The organism is Shewanella litorisediminis, from assembly GCF_016834455.1.
Lineage (GTDB): Bacteria > Pseudomonadota > Gammaproteobacteria > Enterobacterales > Shewanellaceae > Shewanella > Shewanella litorisediminis.
Genome location: NZ_CP069213.1, coordinates 3,517,395 through 3,538,780 on the forward strand (window position 1 = coordinate 3,517,395; position 21,386 = coordinate 3,538,780).

The window sequence follows — 21,386 nt, forward strand, 5'->3', positions numbered from 1 at the left end:
ATACCATATTTGTCCCAGTCACACCGACGCCGTCACAAAAGGCAGGAGAGAAAACTTGTAACAGAAAATCAAGACACGCCGTCAGGCGCTGATTTTGAGGAAATTACCAAGCAATTCGAGCCCTTGCTCGGTAAGAATGGACTCGGGATGGAACTGCACCCCATAAAGCGGTAACGACTGATGGCTGATAGCCATGATTTCCCGCCCATGAACGGGGTCATCAAACCAGGCATCCATCACAAAGCCCTCGGGCACGGACTCCACCAATAAAGAATGATAGCGGGTTACCCTGAGGGGGTTACTCAGGCCGCGAAACAAACGCTGATTGTTATGGCGGATATCACTGGTTTTGCCATGCATGACCCGTCCGGCACGGATCACTTTGGCACCGAACACCTGCGCCATAGCCTGATGTCCGAGGCACACCCCTAAAATGGGCAGTTTACCGGCAAAATGCGCTATGGCCTCGAGGGAAATACCGGCGTCGTCCGGGGTGCAGGGGCCGGGAGAAATCACCAGATAGTCCGGTGCCAAGGCACTTATCTCATCAATCTGAATATCGTCATGGCGACGGACAACCACCTCTTCCCCGAGCTGCTGAAAATACTGCACCAGGTTAAAGGTAAAAGAGTCGTAGTTGTCTATCATGAGCAACATGCTTTTATTCGTCCGCGTGTTGGAGTCCAAACAGAATAGGCCGCGAATCCTAGCACAGAGCGGCGAGCGGATCATCCAATGCCCGGAACTATGTCTATGCTTAACGGATGACTATCAAACCTTCGTCAGTAACCTCTATGGCATTTTGGGGGAAACAACTGGTCAGCTACGCCAAAACGGGTATAGAGCATTGCCACGGTAAAACGCAAGAGCGCCGGCTTATCCAAACGAATATCAGTGTGTTGATCGCCTTAGTCACCATACTGGTGTTTAACCTTGCCTTTATACTGCTTGGCAATCCAGGACTGATTTATTCAGGCCTGGTGCAGTTGCCGCTTTTATTGCTGCTGCCCCTGGTTCTGTGGCTAAACCACAGGGGGAAAAGACACGAGGCCACACTGACACTGTTTTTATTGGTGATGTTCGATGCACTCATCGCGCTGATGCTGGCTCAGGGGGTGACGCTTGGGCTGCAATACTATTTCCTGATGTTTGCGGTGTTACCCGCCTCCTACCTGGATGCCAAACAGTGGCTCACCACCGCCCTGCTTTTTTGCAGCAACTTACTGCTGTTCGGCTATTTTGAAGTCTATGGATGGCAGGCTCATCCCAGCATTGCAGAGGTACCGACACTCACTATCACACTGCTTCGGATCCTGATGGTGGGATCGTGCGTCACCACGGTATTGGTGGTTATCCTGATAAGCGAATACTACGCGGCGCAAAATGAGCGGGAACTGCAATATCTTGCCGACACCGATTCCCTTACAGGGCTGCCCAACAGGCGAGCCTTTATGTGGAAGCTGGAGCGCACCGTAAAGGACAGACGCCCCTTTTGCCTGCTGATCATCGATGTTGACCACTTCAAGCAGATTAACGACACCACAGGGCACCAGGCTGGCGACTCTGCATTGCAATTTTTGGCGAGCCAATTGCACGCTGCCACCCAGGGAGAGGACTTTGCAGGCCGGATTGGTGGAGAAGAATTTGCCATGGTCCAATTTTGTGCCTCGCCACTGGAACATCTCACCCGTGCAGAAAACCTGAGAAAGACCATCGCCTCCGCACATCCTGATCTGGGCGCCGGCCCGGTTCGTTTGACTGTCTCCATCGGCGTGTGTATGGCAACACCGCCGGTATCTCTCATCAAGATCATGGCCATGGCTGACAAGGCTCTTTACCAGGCGAAACGCAACGGCCGTAACTGCATCCAGGTGGCAGCAGACCAATCTCCATCACAGGCACAAAGGCAAGCCGTTAACTGATTGCCATACCAAAACGAAAAAACCAGCCATCGGCTGGTTTTTTGTTATTTGACCACGGTTAAATGGCCACGGCGTTTGGGGCTGGGATCGTCCGGCCCATCAGCTTCATCGCTGGCCAGCACCTCTTCAGGCTCTGACTCCACCACAGACAGCAGCTCGTCTTCGCCTTCATCAAGCAGATAGGCATCTTCGGCATCAAATACCGTGCCGGCACCATTTTCACGGGCATAAATAGCCACGATGGAGGCCATGGGCAATACCACCTGATGGGGTACACCGCCGAAACGGGCATTAAACTCCACCGCATCGTTACCCAGCTGCAAATGCCCCACTGCAGATTCGGCGATGTTCAGCACTATCTGACCATCGCGCACATATTGCTGGGGCACCTGGGTGCCTTTGACATAGGCGTCCACCACCACGTGGGGCGTGAGCTGGTTATCCATCAACCAGTCATAATACGCCCGCAGTAAGTAAGGACGGCTTGGCGTCAAAGGTTTCATTACAGACCCATGCGCATTTCGCGCTCGGCTTCTGTGAGCGATGCCTTGAACGACTCGCGATCGAAGATGCGGGTCATGTAGGCCTTGATGTCTTTGGCCACGCCGGTATCCAGGTGAATACCCAGGGCAGGCAGACGCCACAGCAAGGGGCCAAGGTAGCAGTCGGCCAGGCCGAATTCTTCACTCATGAAGTAAGGCATTTCACCAAACAGAGGTGAAATGGCAATCAGGCCTTCACGCAGCTCTTTACGGGCGGCATCGGCACGGTCGCCTTTCTTGATGCGGTCAACCAGTACGTACCAATCGGTATCGATACGGTGCATCATCAAACGGCTCTGGCCACGGGAAACCGGATAAACAGGCATCAGTGGTGGGTGTGGGAAACGCTCATCCAGATATTCCATGATGATGCGTGACTCGTACAATACCAGCTCGCGATCCACCAGCGTCGGCACAGAGTTGTAAGGATTCAGCTCGAGCAAATCCTCAGGCATGTCGTTGGGATCGACCTGTAAAACATCAACGGTAACGCCTTTTTCAGCCAGTACAATACGCACCTGGTGGCTGTAGAGATCGTCGGCGCCAGAAAACAGAGTCATGATAGAGCGTTTGTTGGCAGCAAGAGCCATTGATACCCTCCAGAATCGAAACAAATAAAATAAACGAGGGGCTAACGCCCCCCGTTTCAATACGCGGATAGAGTATTTTACCCGCTATTGGCTATCAGTGTACATCCTTCCAGTATTCTTTCTTCAGGAAGTAGGCCACAACAAAGAAGATAAACAGGAAGCAAAGCACCCAAACACCCAGCGCCTGACGCTCCAGTTTGATGGGTTCAGCGGAGTAAACCAGGAAGCCGGTGATGTCACGGGCCACTTGATCGTACTCTTCAGCACTCAACTTACCGCCGGAGGCAACCAGACTGCCGTCTGCCTGCTTAACCGCGATACCCTGCAAACCTTCCAGCACGTGAGGCATACCCACAGAAGGGAACACAGTGTTATTCACGCCGAAAGGACGGCTTGGGTCTTTGTAGAAACCCTTGAGGTAAGAATAAACCCAGTCTTCACCACGTACACGGGCGGCCAGAGTCAGATCCGGTGGCGCAGCACCGAACCACTTGGCAGCATCTTTCTCAGGGATAGCGTTTTCCATCAGTTCGCCGACTTTGGCACCGGTGAACACGAACTTGGTGCGCATCTCATCGATAGATACGCCCAGATCGTTGGCAACACGCTCATAGCGCTGATACTGAGTGCTGTGACAGCCTGAGCAGTAGTGTTGGAACAGGTCCAGACCACGTACCAGAGACTCTTTATCGTTCAGATCGATATTGGCCTTTTCCAGGTGCACGTTCTGGCCGCCAGCGGCGAAGCCAAGAGTAGGCACCAGAGCAACCAAAGCAATGAGTAACTTTTTCATTATTTAGTCAACCTCGCTGGAACTGGCTTGGTCTTCTCATTCTTGCTGTACACCCACAGGGCTACGAAGAAGCCAAAATAGGTGATGGTGAACACTTGAGCAGCAATGGTCAGCGCAGGGGTCGCAGGCACAGCACCGAGGTAACCCAGCACGATGAAGGACACAGAGAACTGAGCAATGTTCAACTTGTGGATGAAGCTTCTGTAACGGATAGATTTCACGTTACAGCGATCCAGCCAAGGCAGGATGAACAGTACGGCAATGGACAGACCCATCATGATCACACCACCCAGCTTGTGCGGAACCGCACGCAGGATTGCGTAGAAGGGTGTGAAGTACCATACAGGTGCAATGTGTTCAGGGGTCTTCATTGGGTTAGCGGCTTCGAAGTTAGGCTTCTCGAGGAAGTAACCACCACCTTCAGGCATGAAGAACAGCACGTAGCAGAACACAATCAGGAAGCCCGCCACGCCCATGATGTCTTTCACGGTGTAGTATGGGTGGAAAGGAATACCGTCAACGGGCCAGCCGTTTTCGTCCTTGTTCTTCTTGATTTCGATACCGTCTGGGTTGTTCGAACCCACTTCGTGCAGGGCAATCAGGTGCAGGAACACCAGAACAACCAGCACCAGCGGCAGTGCAATAACGTGCAGGGCGAAGAAGCGGTTCAGGGTCGCGCCTGATACCACGTAGTCACCGCGGATCCACAGAGTCAGGTCATCACCGATAACAGGGATGGCACCAAACAGAGAGATAATTACCTGTGCACCCCAGTATGACATCTGGCCCCATGGCAGCAGATAGCCCATGAAGGCTTCGGCCATCAGCACGAGGAAAATCAGCATACCGAACAGCCACAGCAGTTCACGTGGCTTCTGATATGAACCGTAGATCAGACCACGGAACATGTGCAGATACACCACCACGAAGAAGGCTGAGGCCCCGGTGGAGTGCATATAACGCAGCAACCAGCCATATTCCACATCACGCATGATGTATTCAATGGAGGCAAAGGCACCTTCTGCGGTAGGTACGTAGTTCATGGTCAGCCAGATACCGGTGAGGATCTGGTTTACCAGCACCAACAGCGCCAGAGAACCGAAGAAGTACCAGAAGTTAAAGTTTTTCGGGGTCGCGTACTGACCAACGTGGCGATTATAGGTCGCCGTCATCGGAATACGGGCATCAATCCAATCGATAATGTTCTTAACCATTATGCAGTCTCCCCGTCGACACCGATGATCACATTCGCATCGTCAAGATACTTGTGTGGAGGGATCACCAGGTTCAGTGGTGCAGGAACACCCTGAAATACGCGGCCGGCCATGTCAAACTTGGAGCCGTGGCAAGGACAGAAGAAGCCAGAGCTAACGCCTTCAACCTGTTCGCCAAATGAATCTGGCAGATAGGTAGGAGAACAGCCCAGGTGAGTACAAATACCTACGGCGATAAAGTACTCAGGCTTGATGGAACGTACGCCGTTTTTGGCATACTCGGGTTGCTGTAGTTCATCAGACGCAGGGTCGCGCAGCTGACCATCGAGCTCAGGAAGTTGCTTAAGAACGTCCTCGGTGCGGCGTACAACCCAAACGGGTTTGCCGCGCCACTCTACACGGATCAACTGGCCTTGTTCCAGCTTGCTGATATTAACTTCTACCGGCGCACCTGCAGCTTTCGCCTTGGCGCTCGGATTCCATGACTTGATAAAAGGAACCGCTACAGCGACGGCACCAGCACCGCCAACTACAGCGGTTGCGGCTGTCAGGAATCTGCGACGTCCGGAATCGACTGGCGCATTGCTCATCCACATATCTCCCAGCGGGGGTTGGAATTTTTTGTTTTTCAAGAAGTTGCCTTGAGATAGCGCATCCCGAAGCAAAATCAAAGTTTGAGGCGGGGCTCATTATAGCCAAAAAGTGGAGGCGGATCATAGTCAAAAGACACAACTAAGTTGGGGAGATAATGATTTTTTGATTTGAACCGGCTTAACTGAAACATAATGCCGCGCTCAGGACGAAGTAACCACAAACAAAATTGAAGCAACTCCCCGAGTAACCATGGCTCCTGCAACGCAAATTTCATAAAAAAAGCCCAACTATCGGAGTTGGGCTTTTTTGATACAGATGATGATTATTTTGGTTTGGCTTCTTTCATATAACGGAAGAATTCACTGTCCGGCTCCAAGACCATCATGTTGCCGCTGCCAGCGAAGCTCGCCTTATAGGCATCGAGGCTTCGAAGGAAGGCATAGAACTCGGGGTCCTTCTTGTAAGCGTCGGCATAAATCTTAGCCGCTATCGCATCACCATCACCGCGTATCACCTGGGCATTACGCTGGGCGTTGGAGAGACGCACCACCACGTTGGCATCGGCGGTTGCACGAATTTTTTCGGCTTCCTCACGACCCTTGGCGCGATGCTCTTTGGCCACGGCCTGACGCTCGGCACGCATACGTTGGAAGATGGAAGAACTGACGTTGGTTGGCAGGTTTATCTGTTTCACCCGCACGTCGACCACTTCTATCCCCAGATCCTCGGCGCTCTTACGGACATTTTCCAGCGCGTTGCGCTGCAGCTCGTCACGACCGGAGCTTTCCTTGTCAAGGACTTCGCCGGCACGTACGCCTGACACAATTTCCTTAATGGTGCGCTGACCAAATTCGGTACGCAGGTCACTGTTGATTTTACGCTGCAGCAGGGCTTCCGCATTGGACTTGATACCGCCGTTTGTCGACAGGTAGTACTTCTCAAAGTCATGAATGCGCCACTTCACATAAGAATCCACCATCAGGTCTTTCTTCTCTGAAGTCACGAAACGGTCGGCTGCACCGTCCAGCGTTTGAACCCGGGCGTCGAGGTTACGCACTGTATCGATGAAAGGCATCTTGAAGTGCAGACCTGGCTCGAACACCTTGGTACGCTCAACGCCATCAACGTTTTCTTTCACGATGGCGTTAAAGCGCGACACGATGGCACGCTCACCCTCGTTGACCACCATGAGAGACGAACTCATCACAGCAATCACCACCACCAGGATAACCAATAATAAACGACTCATAATTTACTCCCTCCCCTGGCGAACACGATCTTCACGGGAAGGACGGCCGCTTACCGGCAGTCCGGTATTACGATTCATGGCGCCGGTGTCCAGATGTGTAGTTGACGTGATGCCACTGTCGTCTGACGTTGATACGGCAGCAGGAGGAGTGATCATCTTATCCAGTGGCAAATACAAGAGGTTACCGTTGTTTTTGGCATCAATAAGCACCTTGTTATTACCTGAAAGTACTTCTTCCATGGCTTCGATGTACATGCGCTGGCGGGTCACGTCCGGCGCTGCCTTGTATTCAGGCAACAGCTTTTCATAGCGGGCAACTGCACCCTGTGCCTGCTGAACGACCTGCTCTTTGTAGGCGCGGGCGTCTTCAGCAATGCGCTGTTCCTGACCACGGGCACGGGGTTCAACTTCACGCTGATAAGCTTCTGCTTCACGGATGAAGCGCTGCTCATCTTCCTGTGCGGCGATGGCATCATCGAAGGCGTCTTTCACTTCTTCCGGCGGACGGGCCGGCAGGAAGTTGACGTCCATGATGGTCAGACCCAGCTTGTAAGGCTCGATAATGCGCTCAAGCTCAGCCCAGGTATCGGTACGGATTTTGTCACGGCCAGTGGTAAGAATGTCATCCATCTTCGAGTGGCCAACCACGTAACGCAGCGCGCTGTCTGTGGCTTCACGCAAAGAAGAATTGGCATCCACGGCACTGAACATGTACTGGTATGCGTCAGTCACCTTGTACTGTACCGCCAGTTCCACCAGCACCACGTTCTCATCGGACGTCAGAATGCTGCCGGAAGCCGGGATGGTACGACGGGCTTCCACATCGACCGGATACACTTCATCAATAAAGGTAGCTTTCCAGCGCAGACCGGGGCCGACTTCACCTATGTATTCACCAAAGCGCAGATGGACACCGCGCTCTGCGGTTTTGATGGTGTAAAAACCGGAGAGGAACCATACAGCAGCACCAAGCGCGAGAATTAACCCCAGGCCACCAAAGCCGAGGCCATTGCCCTTGCCGCCAAAACGTTTGGAAATATTGCGAAAGACTTCGTCCAGATCCGGCGGCCCTTTATCGTTGCCGCCTTTGTTTCCCCAAGGGTCCTGCCCCTTGTTACCGGGCTCGTTCCAAGCCATTTAATACTCCATAAGTGGATGATATTAATAGTTAACAAACTACCCTATCAGTCGCTGTATCGACAATAAAGGTTTCCAACTCACCTTGACTCTGTTTAGCCAGCCTGCGCCAATCGGCATCAGGCAAACGAACAGACAAGATACAGTTCCCCAGATCGTCATACTCTTTCTGCTGTATCGCATCCAGTCGATAAAACTGGCCAAGATAATGCCCGGCGGTTGCCGGGATTTTCAGGGTTAACTCGGCAATCACATTGCCAACCAACTCCTGAACTGCTTGCCTGAGCAAATCCAACCCTTGGTTTTGCTGGGCAGACAACCAGACCCGGAAAGGCTTTCCGGTATCATCCCGATCGATGGCAGGTTTAACGCCTTCAACCAGGTCAATCTTGTTGCACACGATGAGTTGAGGTATCTCATCGGCTTCAATTTCCTTCAGCACGGCCTGCACTTGCTCGATATTGTCGCGCATCTTTTCATCAGCACAATCAATAACATGCAACAGAAGATCTGCTTCGCGGGTCTCCTGCAATGTGGCCTTGAAGGCGGCAACCAGGTCATGTGGAAGGTGTCGGATGAATCCTACTGTGTCTGCGAGAATCGCGGCACCGTCAGGCAACTCGAGTTTTCGCAGCGTAGGATCCAGAGTCGCAAACAGCTGATCGGCGGCATACACCTCAGCGCTCGTCAACGCATTGAACAGGGTGGATTTTCCTGCGTTGGTATAACCAACCAGAGAAACCGCTGCCATGTCGCTGCGTTGCCTTGCCCTGCGGCTTTGCTCCCGCTGTTTGTCTACCTTCTCCAGACGGCGGTTAATGTTTTTGATCCGTCCCCGCAACAAGCGGCGGTCGGTTTCCAACTGGGTCTCACCGGGGCCACGAAGACCAATACCGCCCTTCTGGCGTTCGAGGTGAGTCCAGCCCCGCACGAGGCGCGTTGACATGTGGCGCAATTGCGCTAGCTCCACTTGCAACTTACCTTCGTGTGTCCTGGCACGTTGAGCGAAAATATCCAGAATCAAGGTTGTCCTGTCGAGTACCCGACAACGACAAAGATGTTCCAGATTTCGCTCCTGAGCCGGACTCAGGGCATGGTTAAAAATCACTACATTTGCATCGGTCGCGGCCACCATGGCAGCCAGCTCTTCAGCCTTGCCTGTACCCACAAAAAACTTGCGGTCAGGCGCGCGACGGCTTCCTGTAATTACACCAACGGAGCGTGCACCCGCCGATTCCACCAATAACTGCAATTCGGCGAGATCTTCCCGACTGCCTTCGTCGGTAAAATCGATATGGACAAGAACCGCTGTTTCTCCCGCCTCATAACGATCAAACAAGAAGCAAACCTCTCAAAAATAGACGTCCGGAATTACTGTTCGCCGGCACTGTCGTCTTGTTGGGCATTGTAGTTGCTGCCACCCTGATGACTGCCCACGTTGAATGGACGGGATGGAACAACGGTAGAAATGGCGTGCTTGTAAACCATCTGGCTTACAGTGTTTTTCAGCAGGATCACGAACTGGTCAAAAGACTCAACCTGTCCCTGAAGCTTGATGCCGTTAACCAAATAAATAGAAACGGGAACACGCTCACGGCGCAGTGCGTTCAAAAATGGGTCTTGTAAAGATTGCCCCTTAGCCATTTGTTATTTCCTTTTTAAATTATAAAAGTCCAATGCAAACGTTTTCTGTTTGAATTGAGTAGTATACAGCAAAAGCAGATTCACTACCGGGATTGCTGCACAAGTTTGTCTAAATTCCCTTCATCGCCGCTGGCCAGCCAGTGTAACTCAGGCCATCCCCGCAACCATGTTAATTGACGCTTTGCCAATTGCCTAGTGGCGGCCACAGCTTTTTCGACCATGGTAGCATGGTCAAATTCACCATCCAGATACTGCCATGCCTGTCGGTAACCGACGCAGCGCATTGATGGCAGCTCAAGGTGCAGATCCCCGCGAGCCTTCAGAGTTTCCACTTCGTCGATAAAGCCTTCGGCGAGCATCTGCTGAAATCGTTTGGCAATAAGACCGTGCAGCACGGCTCTGTCTTGCGGTGCAATGGCAAACTGCACCATCTGGTAAGGCAAAGACTCGGCTTTAATTTTAGTCAGCTCTGTCAGTGTCTTGCCACTTATCCGGTATACCTCAATAGCCCGCGATAAACGCTGTGGATCATTGGGATGAATGCGCTCGGCCGAGACCGGGTCTATTTGCCGCAGTTCGTCGTGGAGCGCCTGCCATCCTTTTGCCTCAACGTCGGCGGCAATCCCGGCCCTCACGGCTTCATCGGCACTGGGCAATGGTGACAAGCCATCGAGCAAGGTCTTGAAATACATCATGGTCCCACCAACGAGCAGTGGGGTTTTACCACGGGACAGCGTCTCTTCAATTTCTCTGACAGCATCGGCTCTGAAATCTGCCGCCGAGTAGCTCTCAAGCGGGTCGAGGATATCTATCAGTTTATGGGGGGCCCGTGCCAACTCCGACGCGGTGGGTTTGGCGGTCCCTATATCCATGCCCCGGTATATCAACGCCGAGTCGACTGAAATAATCTCACAGTTGTGGTGTTCAGCCATATCCAGCGCCAGCGCCGTCTTTCCTGAAGCCGTCGGCCCCATCAAAAACAGCACCTTGGGCAAGGAACTTGTGTCAGTGTTTATGTTCATCAAGCCATGTCTGCCAAGGCAACTCCCTGGCACTCTCTAAAATCTTATTACGCTCAGTCGCCTCGAGCGACTGAATACGCTGCCACACCTTGGGGGCGGCATCAAAACCGGTCACCTGCTGCGCCAGCCAGTGACACAGGGCTTCGTCGGCCGGCGTTTCAAGCTTAATCCATTCCAGAAACTCGGGAATGAGCTTCGCAAGCTGGCTGTCCCTCAAATATGGGGGCACTTTTTTGATTATCAACTGCTGATATCGAATTGTCAGTTCAAGGCCAAGACGCCTGAGCAGCGCGTCCCGCTCAGCCAATATCGTCATCCAGTCCGGTTCGGCAGAAACAGCCACCGGCATCAGTAAGGGTTGCCCCACGAGCCCCGTTGGCAGCTTGGAAAATATTTCCTGTCTGACGAGGGCCTTGGCAGCCTCACTAATGGACAACAGACGAAGATGCTCATCCTGTGCCAATACCCAATACCGGCTCGCCAGCAAGGGAGGCATGGGGAGAATAGCCTGAGTATTGCCACTTTGACTCGCCACCTCGGGGGTATGCATCAACTCGGCATAATACTGCGCTGCCTGACGCTGTTGCCCGGATAATTGGTCGCGAACATAACGCTGTCCCTGCCCGGCGCCTGCGGCATTGCCGCCCAGGCGTTCAGCCGGTGACGCACTTTCAGAGCGGCCATAGCCAACGTGGGATGATGTGCCATGGATACGACCATCATCAGAGATTCTGGCGTCAGATGACTGTGCACCTGACCAGACATTGGCAGACTGGCGGGCGTCATACTGGGTATCTGCTACCCGACTATGGCCTGCCGCTCCCTCGTGGGCGTTGGCGCTGTCAAAGGCGGAAAGTGTGTATCCTGCAACCTGTTCTTTCACCGCGGCCGCTGGCGCATGGGGCTTGGCCGCATCCACGGCCAATGGCAAGTCTTGCATCTGACGTAATGCCGATTGCAGCACCTGCAAAATAAAGTCATGCACATATCGGGCTTGGTGAAAACGCACCTCGTGTTTAGCCGGGTGCACATTGACATCCACCTGATGGGGATCCAGCGTCAAACTCAGTACGAAGGCGGGTTGCTCGAAGGTACCCAGCTCACCGAAGGCCTGCCGCACCGCATGATTCACCAATCGGTCCCGAATCAGGCGGCCATTCACATAAAAGTAGTGACAATCGACCAGTTCGCAGAGCGCCGGTGACTGCAGATAGCCGCTCAGACGCATACCATCGTGCTGACAGTCCACCTTGATGGCGCTGTCGGCAAATGCCCTGCCAGCCACCTGGGCGAGTCGCTGCAGATACTGAGCATCAGTCACGGCCCCCCGATACTGACGCACGGGCTTACCGTTGTGACTCAGGGAAAAATGCACGTCAGAGCGTACCAGCGCAATACGCTTGAGCCACTCATCAATATGGGTGAATTCAGTTTTATCACTCTTGAGAAATCGCCGCCGTGCCGGAGTATTAAAAAAGAGATCGGCCACTTCAATGGTGGTGCCTACAGGGTGGGCCGCAGGCATCACCTTAATGGCCACCTCTGAGCCCTCGGCGTAGGCCTGCCAGGCTTCTGACTGCTCGGCGGTACGCGACGTCAGCGTCAGTCGTGATACAGAACTGATACTCGCCAATGCTTCGCCGCGAAAGCCAAAACTCAGAATGGCTTCGAGATCTTCGAGGGTTTGCACCTTGGAGGTGGCGTGCCGGGCCAATGCCAGCGCCAACTCGCCTTTCGGAATGCCGCCCCCATTGTCGCGAATACGGATAAGCTTGCTGCCGCCCTTATCGATATCGATATCGACCCGGGTAGCACCTGCATCCAAACTGTTTTCCACCAGCTCTTTTATGACCGAGGCTGGGCGCTCTACCACCTCGCCGGCCGCAATCTGGTTTGCCAACTGAGGTGGCAATACCTGAATTGCCATGGGGTATTCCTTGTTTATCCTTTGGGGATCACCAGCTTCTGGCCGACGCGCAGCGTGTCGGACTTAAGGTTATTGGCCTGTTTGAGGCTGGTGACAGAAATGCCATATTGGGCCGCAATAACCGACAAAGATTCACCGCGACTTACCTTATGCTGACCATTGGAACGGCTGGCGATAAGTGAGTCGCTGGGAGGATTGGTTTCAAAATACCTCAGCACCCCTGTGTGGATTGCTTTGGCGAGGCGTTCCTGATGAGCTCCACTCTTAAGCAGACTTTCCTCTTTGGGATTGGAGATAAAGCCCGTCTCCACCAGAATGGATGGAATATCAGGAGACTTCAACGCAGCCAAGCTTGCCGATTCAGGCAGGTTTTTGTGCAGGACAGTCACCTTGCCCAGCTCTTTGAGCACATCACCTGCAATGCTGTGGCTGATAGCCATGGATCTGTCCATGGACATATCAAGCAAGGTCATGGCCAGATACTGTTCGTTATCGGCGTTCTGAATAATTTCACCGGCGCCACCCAAAAGCTCAGAGTGTTTTTCTTTCTGTTCCAGCCAGCGACCGATTTCACTGTTGGCACGGCGCATGGACAGCACCCACACTGAGGCACCACGAGGATTGGGTGAGGTAAACGCGTCGGCGTGAATAGACACCAGCAGATCGGCACGGTGTTTTCGCGCCAGCTCCGAGCGCTTGTTCGGATGAATGTAGTAATCACCGGTGCGGGTTAATACCGCTTTCATACCCGGGGTGGCATCTATCTTGGCCTGCACCCGCTTGGCGATTTCAAAGGCAATTTTTTTCTCATACAGACCTGATGGGCCAATAGACCCCGGGTCATCCCCACCGTGTCCGGCGTCGATGGCGACAATAATGTCACGCAGCGACGATGGCGGCGCAACTATCGTTTTGCTTTCGCTAGATTTTTCCTCAAGATCCACCACCAGACGATTGCCATAGGGAGCCGTTGGCGGCAGCGAAAACAGGTTGGCATTCACCGGCCGGTTAAGGTCGACAACCAGTCGCAGAATACCCTTCGCCGGAGGCTTACTCAGGCGTACCCGTTTGACCAATTTGGAGTTATTGGCGATTTTATCGAGCGCGACCCTGGACTGGGTATCACTTAAGTCCAGTACCAGTCGGTCTGGGCCAACCAGTGTTGAATGGGTGTAATTGGGCTTGGCAGTGAGATCAAACACGACCCGGGTCGATTCCGGGGCGGCCCAAATCCTCACGCCATCCAGCTGATTCGCAGCTAAAGTGCCGACGGAAAACAGCAGGGTTAAAACGAAAAAAAGTCTGCTTATTATTCTATTCATTCGCTGAGATTTTCTATCACTGCTCTTCCGGCTGCTGAACCAGCCTGGATACTGAGCTCTCGTCCAGTGCCCGCATAAACCAAATGCAGATGTAAGTCGGCTTCAGGCAATAAGCCGAATCCCCTGTCAGGCCACTCTACTATACAAAGACTTTTGTCGGAAAAATAATCTCTGATCCCCATAAATTCCAACTCTTCGGGGTCAGCCAGACGATAAAGGTCAAAATGATAAATTTCGACATTCTCAAGCTCGTAAGGTTCCACCAGGGTATAAGTTGGACTTTTAACCGCGCCCTGGTGACCCAGCGCCTGAATAAGGCCGCGACTGAGCGTCGTCTTGCCTGCACCCAGTTCGCCGGTGAGGTAAAGCGTTAATGGGGGATGGATATATTTTGCGAGTGTTTGACCGATAGCAATGGTTTGCTCGTCAGTCTCGAGAAAAATCTTAACGTCTGTCATCTCGGCTCTTGAATAGTCAGCAACAGCGCCAACACCCTTTGCTGGCACTGGCTATATCAATGTTGCCTAGATTAAATCACTATTGACCAATTGGCGAATAAAAGGCATCAGGTCGCTGGCGAGCATGCCTCGCTCGCCGCAGAGTGCTGCGAGGTCAGCCGCTTCACCGTGGATCACGACACCGGCAATGGTCGCCGTCATGGTATCCAGTCCCTGCGCCATCAGGGCGGCGATTATACCAGATAAAACATCTCCGCACCCACCGCTGGCAAGCCCAGGATTCCCCACGGGAGCCACCATTAGGGTATCGCCATCATAGATAAGCGTGCCAGCACCTTTGAGCAAGACGACGCCACCGAATCTCTCCTGCAACTGCCTGACTGCGGCAAACCTGTCGACCTCTATCTCGGCGGTAGACACCCCCAGCAGCCTTGCCGCTTCGCCGGGATGGGGAGTCAACACGCGATTGACCTGGCGGCAGGGCTCTTTCGATAACAGATTCAGCGCATCGGCATCGAGCACACAGGGTTTATCCGATAAACCAACCGCCTTATACAGGTTGTAACCCCAGTCATCCTTGCCAAGGCCGGGGCCAAGCACCAGCACATCAGCCCAGCCCAAACGCAGATACACCTCCATGTCCACCAACTCGCAGCCCCAGAACATCAGCTCCGGGCGGTTGGCATTTACGGTCAATTGGTGTTCTGGCCGGCTGATAACCGTCACCAATCCCGCACCGGCACGAAGACAGGCCTCCCCGGCCAGCCTGACCGCACCTGCCATGCCATAGTTGCCACCCATGATGGTGACCTTACCGGATTTACCCTTGTGGCTGTCCCGTGGGCGACGCCCAAGCAAGTCTTTCAAAAAGCCTGCATCGACCCGCTGAGCCGCAGGCGGCAATTCTGCGAGAAACTCAGCAAGCCCGAGGGAAGCATAGCGAATAAGCCCGGCAAAATGCCGTGCTCTGGAGGTAAAAAGCCCCTGTTTTAGACCACCAAAACAGAGTGTGACATCGGCTTGAACCGCAACAGGATTAACATTGCCTGTATCGGCATTGACACCGGAAGGCATGTCCAGGCTGAGCACCCAGGCAGGCGTCGAGTTCACCGCAGAAAAACACTGCTGCAAGTCTTCACTGAGTTCGCCGCTGCTTCCGGTACCCAGTACCCCATCAATGATGACCTCGGCTCCTTCGAGTGCCGCCTCGGTAAAGGCTTCGGCGACGCCACCAGCCTCGGTAAAGGCGGCCATGGCAGCAACATATTCCTGGGTTTTGCCTTGCCCCAGTAACAGCACCCGCGCACGATTGCCTCTGGTTAACAGCAGCCTGGCCACAACCAGCGCATCGGCGCCATTATTGCCTTTGCCCACCAAGACCACTGTGGCCAGATTGCTGTGCTCTGACGACTCCAAAATCGCCATGGCGGCGCTGCCGGCCTGCTCGACCAATTCGTACAGGCTGCAAGCCCCGGAATTGACTGCATTGATTTCTGCAGCCTTCACCTGGGCGGCCGTATACAGTGTTTGAGGCAAGGACAGGCAAGAATCACTCATACCTTCAACTCCATTTCACATCGGATGCAATCAAATAACGGTATCTACTGGCGGCCTGACGGATGACTTTATACACTTTAACTGTGAACACCCCTTACGGGTTTTAGCCACTCTTTGGAGTACAAGTATGACTGGCACAAGGACGATGCTGCTCACCTTGTTGGTCCTGGTGCTTTCAGTACTCTTGATCAGCTTACCTTTGTCTTCCAACATCCTGATCCAGGCACTGCTGCTGTTGTGCGTGCTCCTGGTAGTACTTGGGCTATACAAGGCCGTCACTTTGCCTGTGCAGGATAAAGACAACGACAAATCCTAGGGCAGACCGCTTCACAAGATAACAGCATGGCGGCGCCAAAAACCTTGATGCAAATCATGCAAAGTGATTTACCCTTTTGGCGTTACCCATAAAAAAACCGGCCACTGGGCCGGTTTTTTGCGATTAGATCATGGCTAGATATCATCCATCCGGATGGTACTGTGAACCAGCCTCTGCTGCTGAATCTTTTCTACCCTGACCAAATCGGCCAAGGCACTGCGAATTTCTTCGGTTTGTGATGTTTCAGCCGTTTTTTCCAAAAGCGCAATCAAGCGGTTTTCCAAGTCCAGGTGCAGGCTGAGCACATCGTCTTCCTGCATGTTGGCTGGCAGCATAGTGCTCTGACAACGCTTAATAAAGTCCTCAAAAATAAGGTCTTTATACCAAGTGTCCAGAAGTCTCAATGGCGCATCGTCCACATAGTCTTCCAATTTCTTTGCAATATGCTTTTGTTGCTGCTGAAAGTACTCAAGCATCAATTTCACCCGGGAAGAGTCAGCTTGGGCATGCAGCCTTTTGTAAAGTTGAGCCATTTCCAGCCGGCATGTTGCCAGATACTCCAGAAGCTCACGCAGTTGTTGAATACGCATAGGACTGCCTCCATCTTCAATGACCCTGTTACGGCCAATTTCAATTTTGTCTGGAGCCATTATGGAAGCATTTATCAGTAGATTATTTGAATTGCATCATAATTCAGTAAATGCGAAATTCCGCATCTGCGTGCTTTTGATGGTTCTTTGCAGAGGATCACCCTATGAAGGCACTCTGTGTCTGGGCTCACAGGCTGTGAGACAAAATGCCCACCCAAAGCATGAGGAATAATCCTGCATTTGAATTACATATTTATTGAGGGAGAAAAAATTGAGGAGTTTGGAGCGACATATCGGGTTCGAACCGATGACCTATACCTTGGCAAGGTATCGCTCTACCAACTGAGCTAATGTCGCATTCGCTGTTTTGTGACTGGCGGAGTCAGAATTTGGAGCGACATATCGGGTTCGAACCGATGACCTATACCTTGGCAAGGTATCGCTCTACCAACTGAGCTAATGTCGCATTCGCTGTTTTGTGACTGGCGAAGTCAGAATTTGGAGCGACATATCGGGTTCGAACCGATGACCTATACCTTGGCAAGGTATCGCTCTACCAACTGAGCTAATGTCGCATTCGCTGTTTTGTGACTGGCGAAGTCAGAATTTGGAGCGACATATCGGGTTCGAACCGATGACCTATACCTTGGCAAGGTATCGCTCTACCAACTGAGCTAATGTCGCATTCGCTGTTTTATGACTGGCGAAGTCAGAATTTGGAGCGACATATCGGGTTCGAACCGATGACCTATACCTTGGCAAGGTATCGCTCTACCAACTGAGCTAATGTCGCGCTCTCGCTTCACTGCAAATTTACCGTTTTCAGAGTATCACCCTTCTTACCGGCAACTGAGCTAATGTCGCAAATTCGCCCTTCACAGCTTACCGCTGTAAAGGTGAGGCCGCATTATATGAAAATTTCCATGGCCTGCAACCCCCCGCCACAGATTTATCTATCGTTTGCTCAAATTTTAAATACTTTTTCGCGATAGAACTGAAGTTCTGCAATAGACTCCTGGATATCAAGCAGCGCCTGGTGGGTGCCCTGCTTATTGAAGCCTTTCATCACTTCCGGATCCCAGCGTTTTACCAACTCTTTGATAGTGCTGACATCGATATTTCTGTAGTGGAAAAAATCTTCCAATTCGCGCATGTACTTATTCAGGAAACGTCTGTCCTGTCCTACGCTGTTACCGCACATAGGAGAGACGCCGCTGGGAACGTGCTGTGACAGGAAACTGATTGTCTGGGCAATGGCATCGGCTTCTGTGTACTGGCTCTCTCGAACACGTTGGATAAGACCAGAGGCGCCGTGATGCTCTTGATTCCAATCATCCATGGCCGCCAAAACCTCGTCAGACTGATGAATCGCTATCACTGGACCTTGGGCAAGGATGTTCAGGTCCTGATCGGTTACCAGGGTGGCAATTTCCAGGATCCGGTCCACTTCGGGCTCCAATCCTGTCATCTCAAGATCAATCCAAATAAGATTTTTTGCGTCTGCAGCCATATACCTGCCTTTTGGTTCCCGCGCCGTATTTTCAGGCTTTTTTGTCAAAGACCGTGTATCATAATGCTTTTTATGCCCAACCACATCAGATTATTGACGAAGACAGCTTTGTGAGTAAAAAGAAACCTCTCAGTCATGGCCAATTGCGCCGCATGCGCGCCAATCATGAAAAACGGCTCAGCCGCGGCAAACTCGAAAACCAGGCGCCTGAATTACAGGATAGTTCACTCGGTCAGGAAGAACCCGCCGTGGTCATTTCCCGCTTCGGTCAACATGCCGACGTGGAGACAATCGGCGGTGACATCATTCGCTGCAATATTCGCAGAACCATACAAAGTCTGGTCACCGGAGATAAGGTGATTATCCGTCAGGCATTGGAAGATGGCAGCGCCATTGGCGGTGTGGTGGAAGCTGTGCATCCCCGAACCTCGTCACTGACCCGGCCGGATCTGTATGATGGCGTAAAAATCATTGCTGCCAATATCGATCAGATATTGATTGTTTCCTCGGTTGTCCCAGCCTTTACCACCCAAATAATCGACAGATATTTGGTCGCCTCGGAAGACACAGGCATTGCGCCCGTTATCATCCTCAATAAAATCGACCTGATGAATGATGAGGACAAAGACGATATTGAAGCCGCGCTCGGCAGGTATCGTTCTCTTGGCTATCCTGTTTACGAGGTCAGCAGTAAATCAAAGGCCGGTATCGACACGGTTAAAGCCTTACTCAATGACAAAATCAGTGTATTCGTAGGCCAATCCGGTGTGGGTAAGTCCTCCATGATCAATGCCTTGCTGCCCGATGCTGAATTGCTGACCGGCGAAGTATCTGAAGGCTCAGGCCTTGGCCAACATACCACCACCACCGCCAGATTGTTGCACTTGCCAAGCGGCGGCGATTTGATAGATTCCCCCGGCGTACGCGAATTCGCCCTCTGGCATCTGCCGCCAGACAGAGTCAGCTGGTGCTTTACTGAATTTCGCGATTACCTCGGCACCTGCAAGTTCCGTGATTGCAAACACCTGGATGACCCGGGTTGCAGCATTCGCGACGCGCTGAATGCAGGCAAAATCCATCAGGACAGATTCAATAATTACCACAGGATCATCGCCAGTCTGGATGAACAGCGTCACGCTCGACATTTCAGACACAACGAAGAATGATCCGGCAACAAATTGAAAGCAAAAGGACAAAGACAAGTGGATAAAGTAAAAATCGCCCTCCAATACCTGATGCCAAAGCATTTGGTATCACGCATCGTGGGCAAATTTGCCGCCGCCGAGGCTGGTTTTGTGACCACCGCCTTCATTAAATGGTTTATCAAGCAGTACGGCATCAACATGAGTGAGGCCCTGCATTCCAACCCCGAAGCCTATAAAACCTTCAATGATTTCTTCACCCGTGAGCTGAAGCCCGGCCTGCGCCCCATCGACCAGGGCAAGGACATCATGGTGCATCCCGTTGACGGCGCCGTAAGCCAGCTGGGCCCCATCGAAGATGGGCGTATTTTCCAGGCCAAGGGCCACCATTATTCGGCGCTGGCGCTCTTGGGTGGTCAGGCCGATGATGCCGCCCGTTTTGAAGAGGGTGATTTTGCCACCATTTACCTGGCGCCCAAGGATTACCACCGCATTCATATGCCCATCAAAGGCACACTGTCGAAGATGACCTATGTGCCCGGTGAGCTCTTTTCGGTAAACCCGCTGACCGCCCGCAACGTGCCGGGTCTCTTTGCCCGCAACGAGCGTGTTGTGGCGATTTTCGAGACCGAAAAAGGCCCGCTGGCCATGGTACTCGTGGGTGCCACCATAGTGGCCAGCATTGAAACTGTGTGGGCCGGCACGGTTACGCCGCCAACCGGCAAAAAAGTCTTTACCTGGGACTACCCCACCGAAGGTCCCGAAGCTCTTACACTGGAAAAAGGCGCCGAAATGGGCCGCTTTAAGCTTGGCAGTACCGTGGTGATGTTGTTTGCCAAGGATGCCATCGATGACTTCGCCGAGGGTGTAAAACCCGAAGCCGTTACCCGTATGGGCCAGCCGTTCGCCAAGCTGGAGGACTGATGTCCAAAACCTCGTCGGGACTGCTTGAGTTACATTCGGCGGTATTGCTGTTTGGCGGTACCGCGCTTTTCTCCAAGCTCATCCCGCTCGGGGCACTCGATATCACCGTCTATCGCTGCGCCATCGCCGCCCTGGTGTTGGCGCTGATTGTAAAGGCCACCCGCCATCCTCTCAGACTTGGCAACACCAGAGATTATGGTATTGCCCTGGCCCTCGGCATTATTGTCAGCCTGCACTGGGTTACCTATTTCGCCTCAATGCAAATGTCCTCAGTGGCCATAGGTATGATTGCGTTTTTTACCTATCCGGTCATGACAGTACTGATAGAACCCCTTATCAACGGTACCCGTCCAGACCTGCGTGACCTTATCTGTGGCATAGCCGTACTCGCAGGCGTAGCGCTGCTGATCCCTGAGGCCAGTTTGGGTAACGATATCACCCTGGGGATTTTGGTCGGGGTGCTGTCAGCGGCGCTCTTTACCGCCCGCAACTTGCTTCACAAGCGCTATTTTGCCCAGTACACCGGGCCCCAGGCCATGTTCTACCAAACACTGGTTGCCGCGCTCTTTCTGGGCAGTTTTGTTGAATCGACCCCACAAGAGCTGAGCACTGATGTTTGGCAGCTGTTAATCCTGCTTGGCGTTATCTTTACCGCCACGCCACACGCCCTTTTCACCTCTGCGCTGCGGCATTTAAGCGCTAAAACTGTGGGCTTGGTGTCCTGCCTGCAACCCTTCTATGGCACTTTACTGGCACTGTTGCTGCTGGGAGAATCCCCCAGTGCCAACACCCTGGTAGGCGGCCTGCTGGTTGTAACCACCGCGATATTTGAAACCGCCCAAAGCCACAAATCACTGCAACAAAAAAAGTCCTGACACAAACATACAAATTCCTGTTTGCTTTGGTAACATGCTTTAGGTATTCAAATTTGCC

General features: G+C 52.7%; 22 protein-coding genes and 5 tRNA genes. 5 read left to right on the forward strand and 22 right to left on the reverse strand.

Translation table 11 applies throughout. From position 1 onward, the window contains the following. Nucleotides 1-81: 81 nt before the first annotated feature. Entirely contained in the window at nucleotides 82-657 is a 576-nt protein-coding gene (locus JQC75_RS15480) for an anthranilate synthase component II (protein ID WP_203324928.1), read from the reverse strand. Nucleotides 658-794: 137 nt separating this feature from the next. On the opposite strand from JQC75_RS15480, the gene JQC75_RS15485 reads away from it, so the two are divergent. Continuing rightward, on the forward strand, nucleotides 795-1,922 hold the full coding sequence (locus JQC75_RS15485; protein WP_203324929.1) for a GGDEF domain-containing protein: 1,128 nt from the start codon (nucleotides 795-797) through the stop codon (nucleotides 1,920-1,922). Nucleotides 1,923-1,966: 44 nt separating this feature from the next. On the opposite strand, the gene JQC75_RS15490 is transcribed toward JQC75_RS15485, so the two are convergent. From JQC75_RS15490 to JQC75_RS15555, 14 genes are all read right to left on the reverse strand, one after another. Further along, nucleotides 1,967-2,425, reverse strand: a complete 459-nt coding sequence (locus tag JQC75_RS15490) for a ClpXP protease specificity-enhancing factor (RefSeq protein ID WP_203324930.1) — start codon at nucleotides 2,423-2,425, stop codon at nucleotides 1,967-1,969. Next, nucleotides 2,425-3,054 (reverse strand): stringent starvation protein SspA, encoded by a 630-nt coding sequence (gene sspA, locus JQC75_RS15495; protein ID WP_203324931.1) that lies wholly within the window; start codon nucleotides 3,052-3,054, stop codon nucleotides 2,425-2,427. Before sspA ends, JQC75_RS15490 begins: the two co-directional genes overlap by 1 nt. Before the next feature lie 94 nt (nucleotides 3,055-3,148). Beyond that, nucleotides 3,149-3,847, reverse strand: coding sequence for a cytochrome c1 (locus JQC75_RS15500; protein WP_203324932.1), 699 nt, complete (start codon nucleotides 3,845-3,847; stop codon nucleotides 3,149-3,151). Then, complete coding sequence (locus JQC75_RS15505; RefSeq protein ID WP_203324933.1) at nucleotides 3,847-5,061, reverse strand: cytochrome b; 1,215 nt, start codon at nucleotides 5,059-5,061, stop codon at nucleotides 3,847-3,849. Before JQC75_RS15505 ends, JQC75_RS15500 begins: the two co-directional genes overlap by 1 nt. Further along, nucleotides 5,061-5,651, reverse strand: coding sequence for a ubiquinol-cytochrome c reductase iron-sulfur subunit (gene petA, locus JQC75_RS15510; protein ID WP_203327248.1), 591 nt, complete (start codon nucleotides 5,649-5,651; stop codon nucleotides 5,061-5,063). The genes JQC75_RS15505 and petA overlap by 1 nt, the downstream gene beginning before the upstream one ends. 326 nt (nucleotides 5,652-5,977) lie before the next feature. Then, entirely contained in the window at nucleotides 5,978-6,904 is a 927-nt protein-coding gene (gene hflC / locus JQC75_RS15515; RefSeq protein ID WP_203324934.1) for a protease modulator HflC, read from the reverse strand. A 3-nt stretch (nucleotides 6,905-6,907) separates the two neighbouring features. Next, entirely contained in the window at nucleotides 6,908-8,041 is a 1,134-nt protein-coding gene (gene hflK, locus JQC75_RS15520; protein WP_203324935.1) for an FtsH protease activity modulator HflK, read from the reverse strand. Nucleotides 8,042-8,072: 31 nt separating this feature from the next. Further along, complete coding sequence (gene hflX / locus JQC75_RS15525) at nucleotides 8,073-9,380, reverse strand: ribosome rescue GTPase HflX (protein WP_203324936.1); 1,308 nt, start codon at nucleotides 9,378-9,380, stop codon at nucleotides 8,073-8,075. 32 nt (nucleotides 9,381-9,412) lie between these two features. Then, a complete protein-coding gene (gene hfq, locus JQC75_RS15530; RefSeq protein WP_203324937.1) occupies nucleotides 9,413-9,685 on the reverse strand; it encodes an RNA chaperone Hfq in 273 nt (90 codons plus the stop codon). Nucleotides 9,686-9,768: 83 nt separating this feature from the next. Next, nucleotides 9,769-10,707: a tRNA (adenosine(37)-N6)-dimethylallyltransferase MiaA gene (miaA, locus tag JQC75_RS15535; RefSeq protein ID WP_203324938.1), complete on the reverse strand. Its 939-nt coding sequence runs from the start codon at nucleotides 10,705-10,707 to the stop codon at nucleotides 9,769-9,771. Beyond that, nucleotides 10,691-12,634, reverse strand: a complete 1,944-nt coding sequence (gene mutL, locus JQC75_RS15540; protein WP_203324939.1) for a DNA mismatch repair endonuclease MutL — start codon at nucleotides 12,632-12,634, stop codon at nucleotides 10,691-10,693. The genes miaA and mutL overlap by 17 nt, the downstream gene beginning before the upstream one ends. 14 nt (nucleotides 12,635-12,648) lie before the next feature. Then, nucleotides 12,649-13,956, reverse strand: coding sequence for an N-acetylmuramoyl-L-alanine amidase (locus JQC75_RS15545; protein WP_203324940.1), 1,308 nt, complete (start codon nucleotides 13,954-13,956; stop codon nucleotides 12,649-12,651). Then, the gene (tsaE, locus tag JQC75_RS15550; protein ID WP_203324941.1) at nucleotides 13,953-14,414 is read right to left on the reverse strand and encodes a tRNA (adenosine(37)-N6)-threonylcarbamoyltransferase complex ATPase subunit type 1 TsaE; all 462 of its coding nucleotides are present in this window, start codon (nucleotides 14,412-14,414) and stop codon (nucleotides 13,953-13,955) included. Before tsaE ends, JQC75_RS15545 begins: the two co-directional genes overlap by 4 nt. Nucleotides 14,415-14,480: 66 nt before the next feature. Next, nucleotides 14,481-15,971, reverse strand: a complete 1,491-nt coding sequence (locus tag JQC75_RS15555; protein ID WP_203324942.1) for an NAD(P)H-hydrate dehydratase — start codon at nucleotides 15,969-15,971, stop codon at nucleotides 14,481-14,483. A gap of 127 nt (nucleotides 15,972-16,098) precedes the next feature. Between JQC75_RS15555 and JQC75_RS15560 the strand changes: the two genes are divergently transcribed. After that, nucleotides 16,099-16,287, forward strand: a complete 189-nt coding sequence (locus tag JQC75_RS15560; protein WP_203327274.1) for a hypothetical protein — start codon at nucleotides 16,099-16,101, stop codon at nucleotides 16,285-16,287. A gap of 134 nt (nucleotides 16,288-16,421) precedes the next feature. Here the strand turns inward: JQC75_RS15560 and JQC75_RS15565 are convergent, their stop codons facing one another. From JQC75_RS15565 to orn, 7 genes are all read right to left on the reverse strand, one after another. Continuing rightward, complete coding sequence (locus JQC75_RS15565; RefSeq protein WP_203324943.1) at nucleotides 16,422-16,877, reverse strand: hypothetical protein; 456 nt, start codon at nucleotides 16,875-16,877, stop codon at nucleotides 16,422-16,424. A 281-nt stretch (nucleotides 16,878-17,158) separates the two neighbouring features. Further along, nucleotides 17,159-17,234 (reverse strand) — tRNA-Gly (locus JQC75_RS15570). 33 nt (nucleotides 17,235-17,267) lie between these two features. Then, nucleotides 17,268-17,343, reverse strand: a tRNA-Gly gene (locus tag JQC75_RS15575). 33 nt (nucleotides 17,344-17,376) lie between these two features. Beyond that, a tRNA-Gly gene (locus JQC75_RS15580) sits at nucleotides 17,377-17,452 on the reverse strand. Nucleotides 17,453-17,485: 33 nt separating this feature from the next. Next, nucleotides 17,486-17,561: transfer RNA gene (locus tag JQC75_RS15585), tRNA-Gly, on the reverse strand. 33 nt (nucleotides 17,562-17,594) lie between these two features. Further along, a tRNA-Gly gene (locus JQC75_RS15590) sits at nucleotides 17,595-17,670 on the reverse strand. A gap of 171 nt (nucleotides 17,671-17,841) precedes the next feature. After that, the gene (orn, locus tag JQC75_RS15595; protein ID WP_203324944.1) at nucleotides 17,842-18,387 is read right to left on the reverse strand and encodes an oligoribonuclease; all 546 of its coding nucleotides are present in this window, start codon (nucleotides 18,385-18,387) and stop codon (nucleotides 17,842-17,844) included. 110 nt (nucleotides 18,388-18,497) lie between these two features. Between orn and rsgA the strand changes: the two genes are divergently transcribed. The 3 genes from rsgA to JQC75_RS15610 are packed head-to-tail and all read left to right on the forward strand — an operon-like array spanning nucleotide 18,498 to nucleotide 21,328. Beyond that, a complete protein-coding gene (gene rsgA, locus JQC75_RS15600) occupies nucleotides 18,498-19,553 on the forward strand; it encodes a small ribosomal subunit biogenesis GTPase RsgA (protein WP_203324945.1) in 1,056 nt (351 codons plus the stop codon). Nucleotides 19,554-19,589: 36 nt separating this feature from the next. Further along, nucleotides 19,590-20,453, forward strand: coding sequence for an archaetidylserine decarboxylase (asd, locus tag JQC75_RS15605; RefSeq protein ID WP_203324946.1), 864 nt, complete (start codon nucleotides 19,590-19,592; stop codon nucleotides 20,451-20,453). Next, nucleotides 20,453-21,328, forward strand: a complete 876-nt coding sequence (locus JQC75_RS15610) for a DMT family transporter (RefSeq protein WP_203324947.1) — start codon at nucleotides 20,453-20,455, stop codon at nucleotides 21,326-21,328. The genes asd and JQC75_RS15610 overlap by 1 nt, the downstream gene beginning before the upstream one ends. The last annotated feature ends 58 nt before the right edge of the window (nucleotides 21,329-21,386 follow it).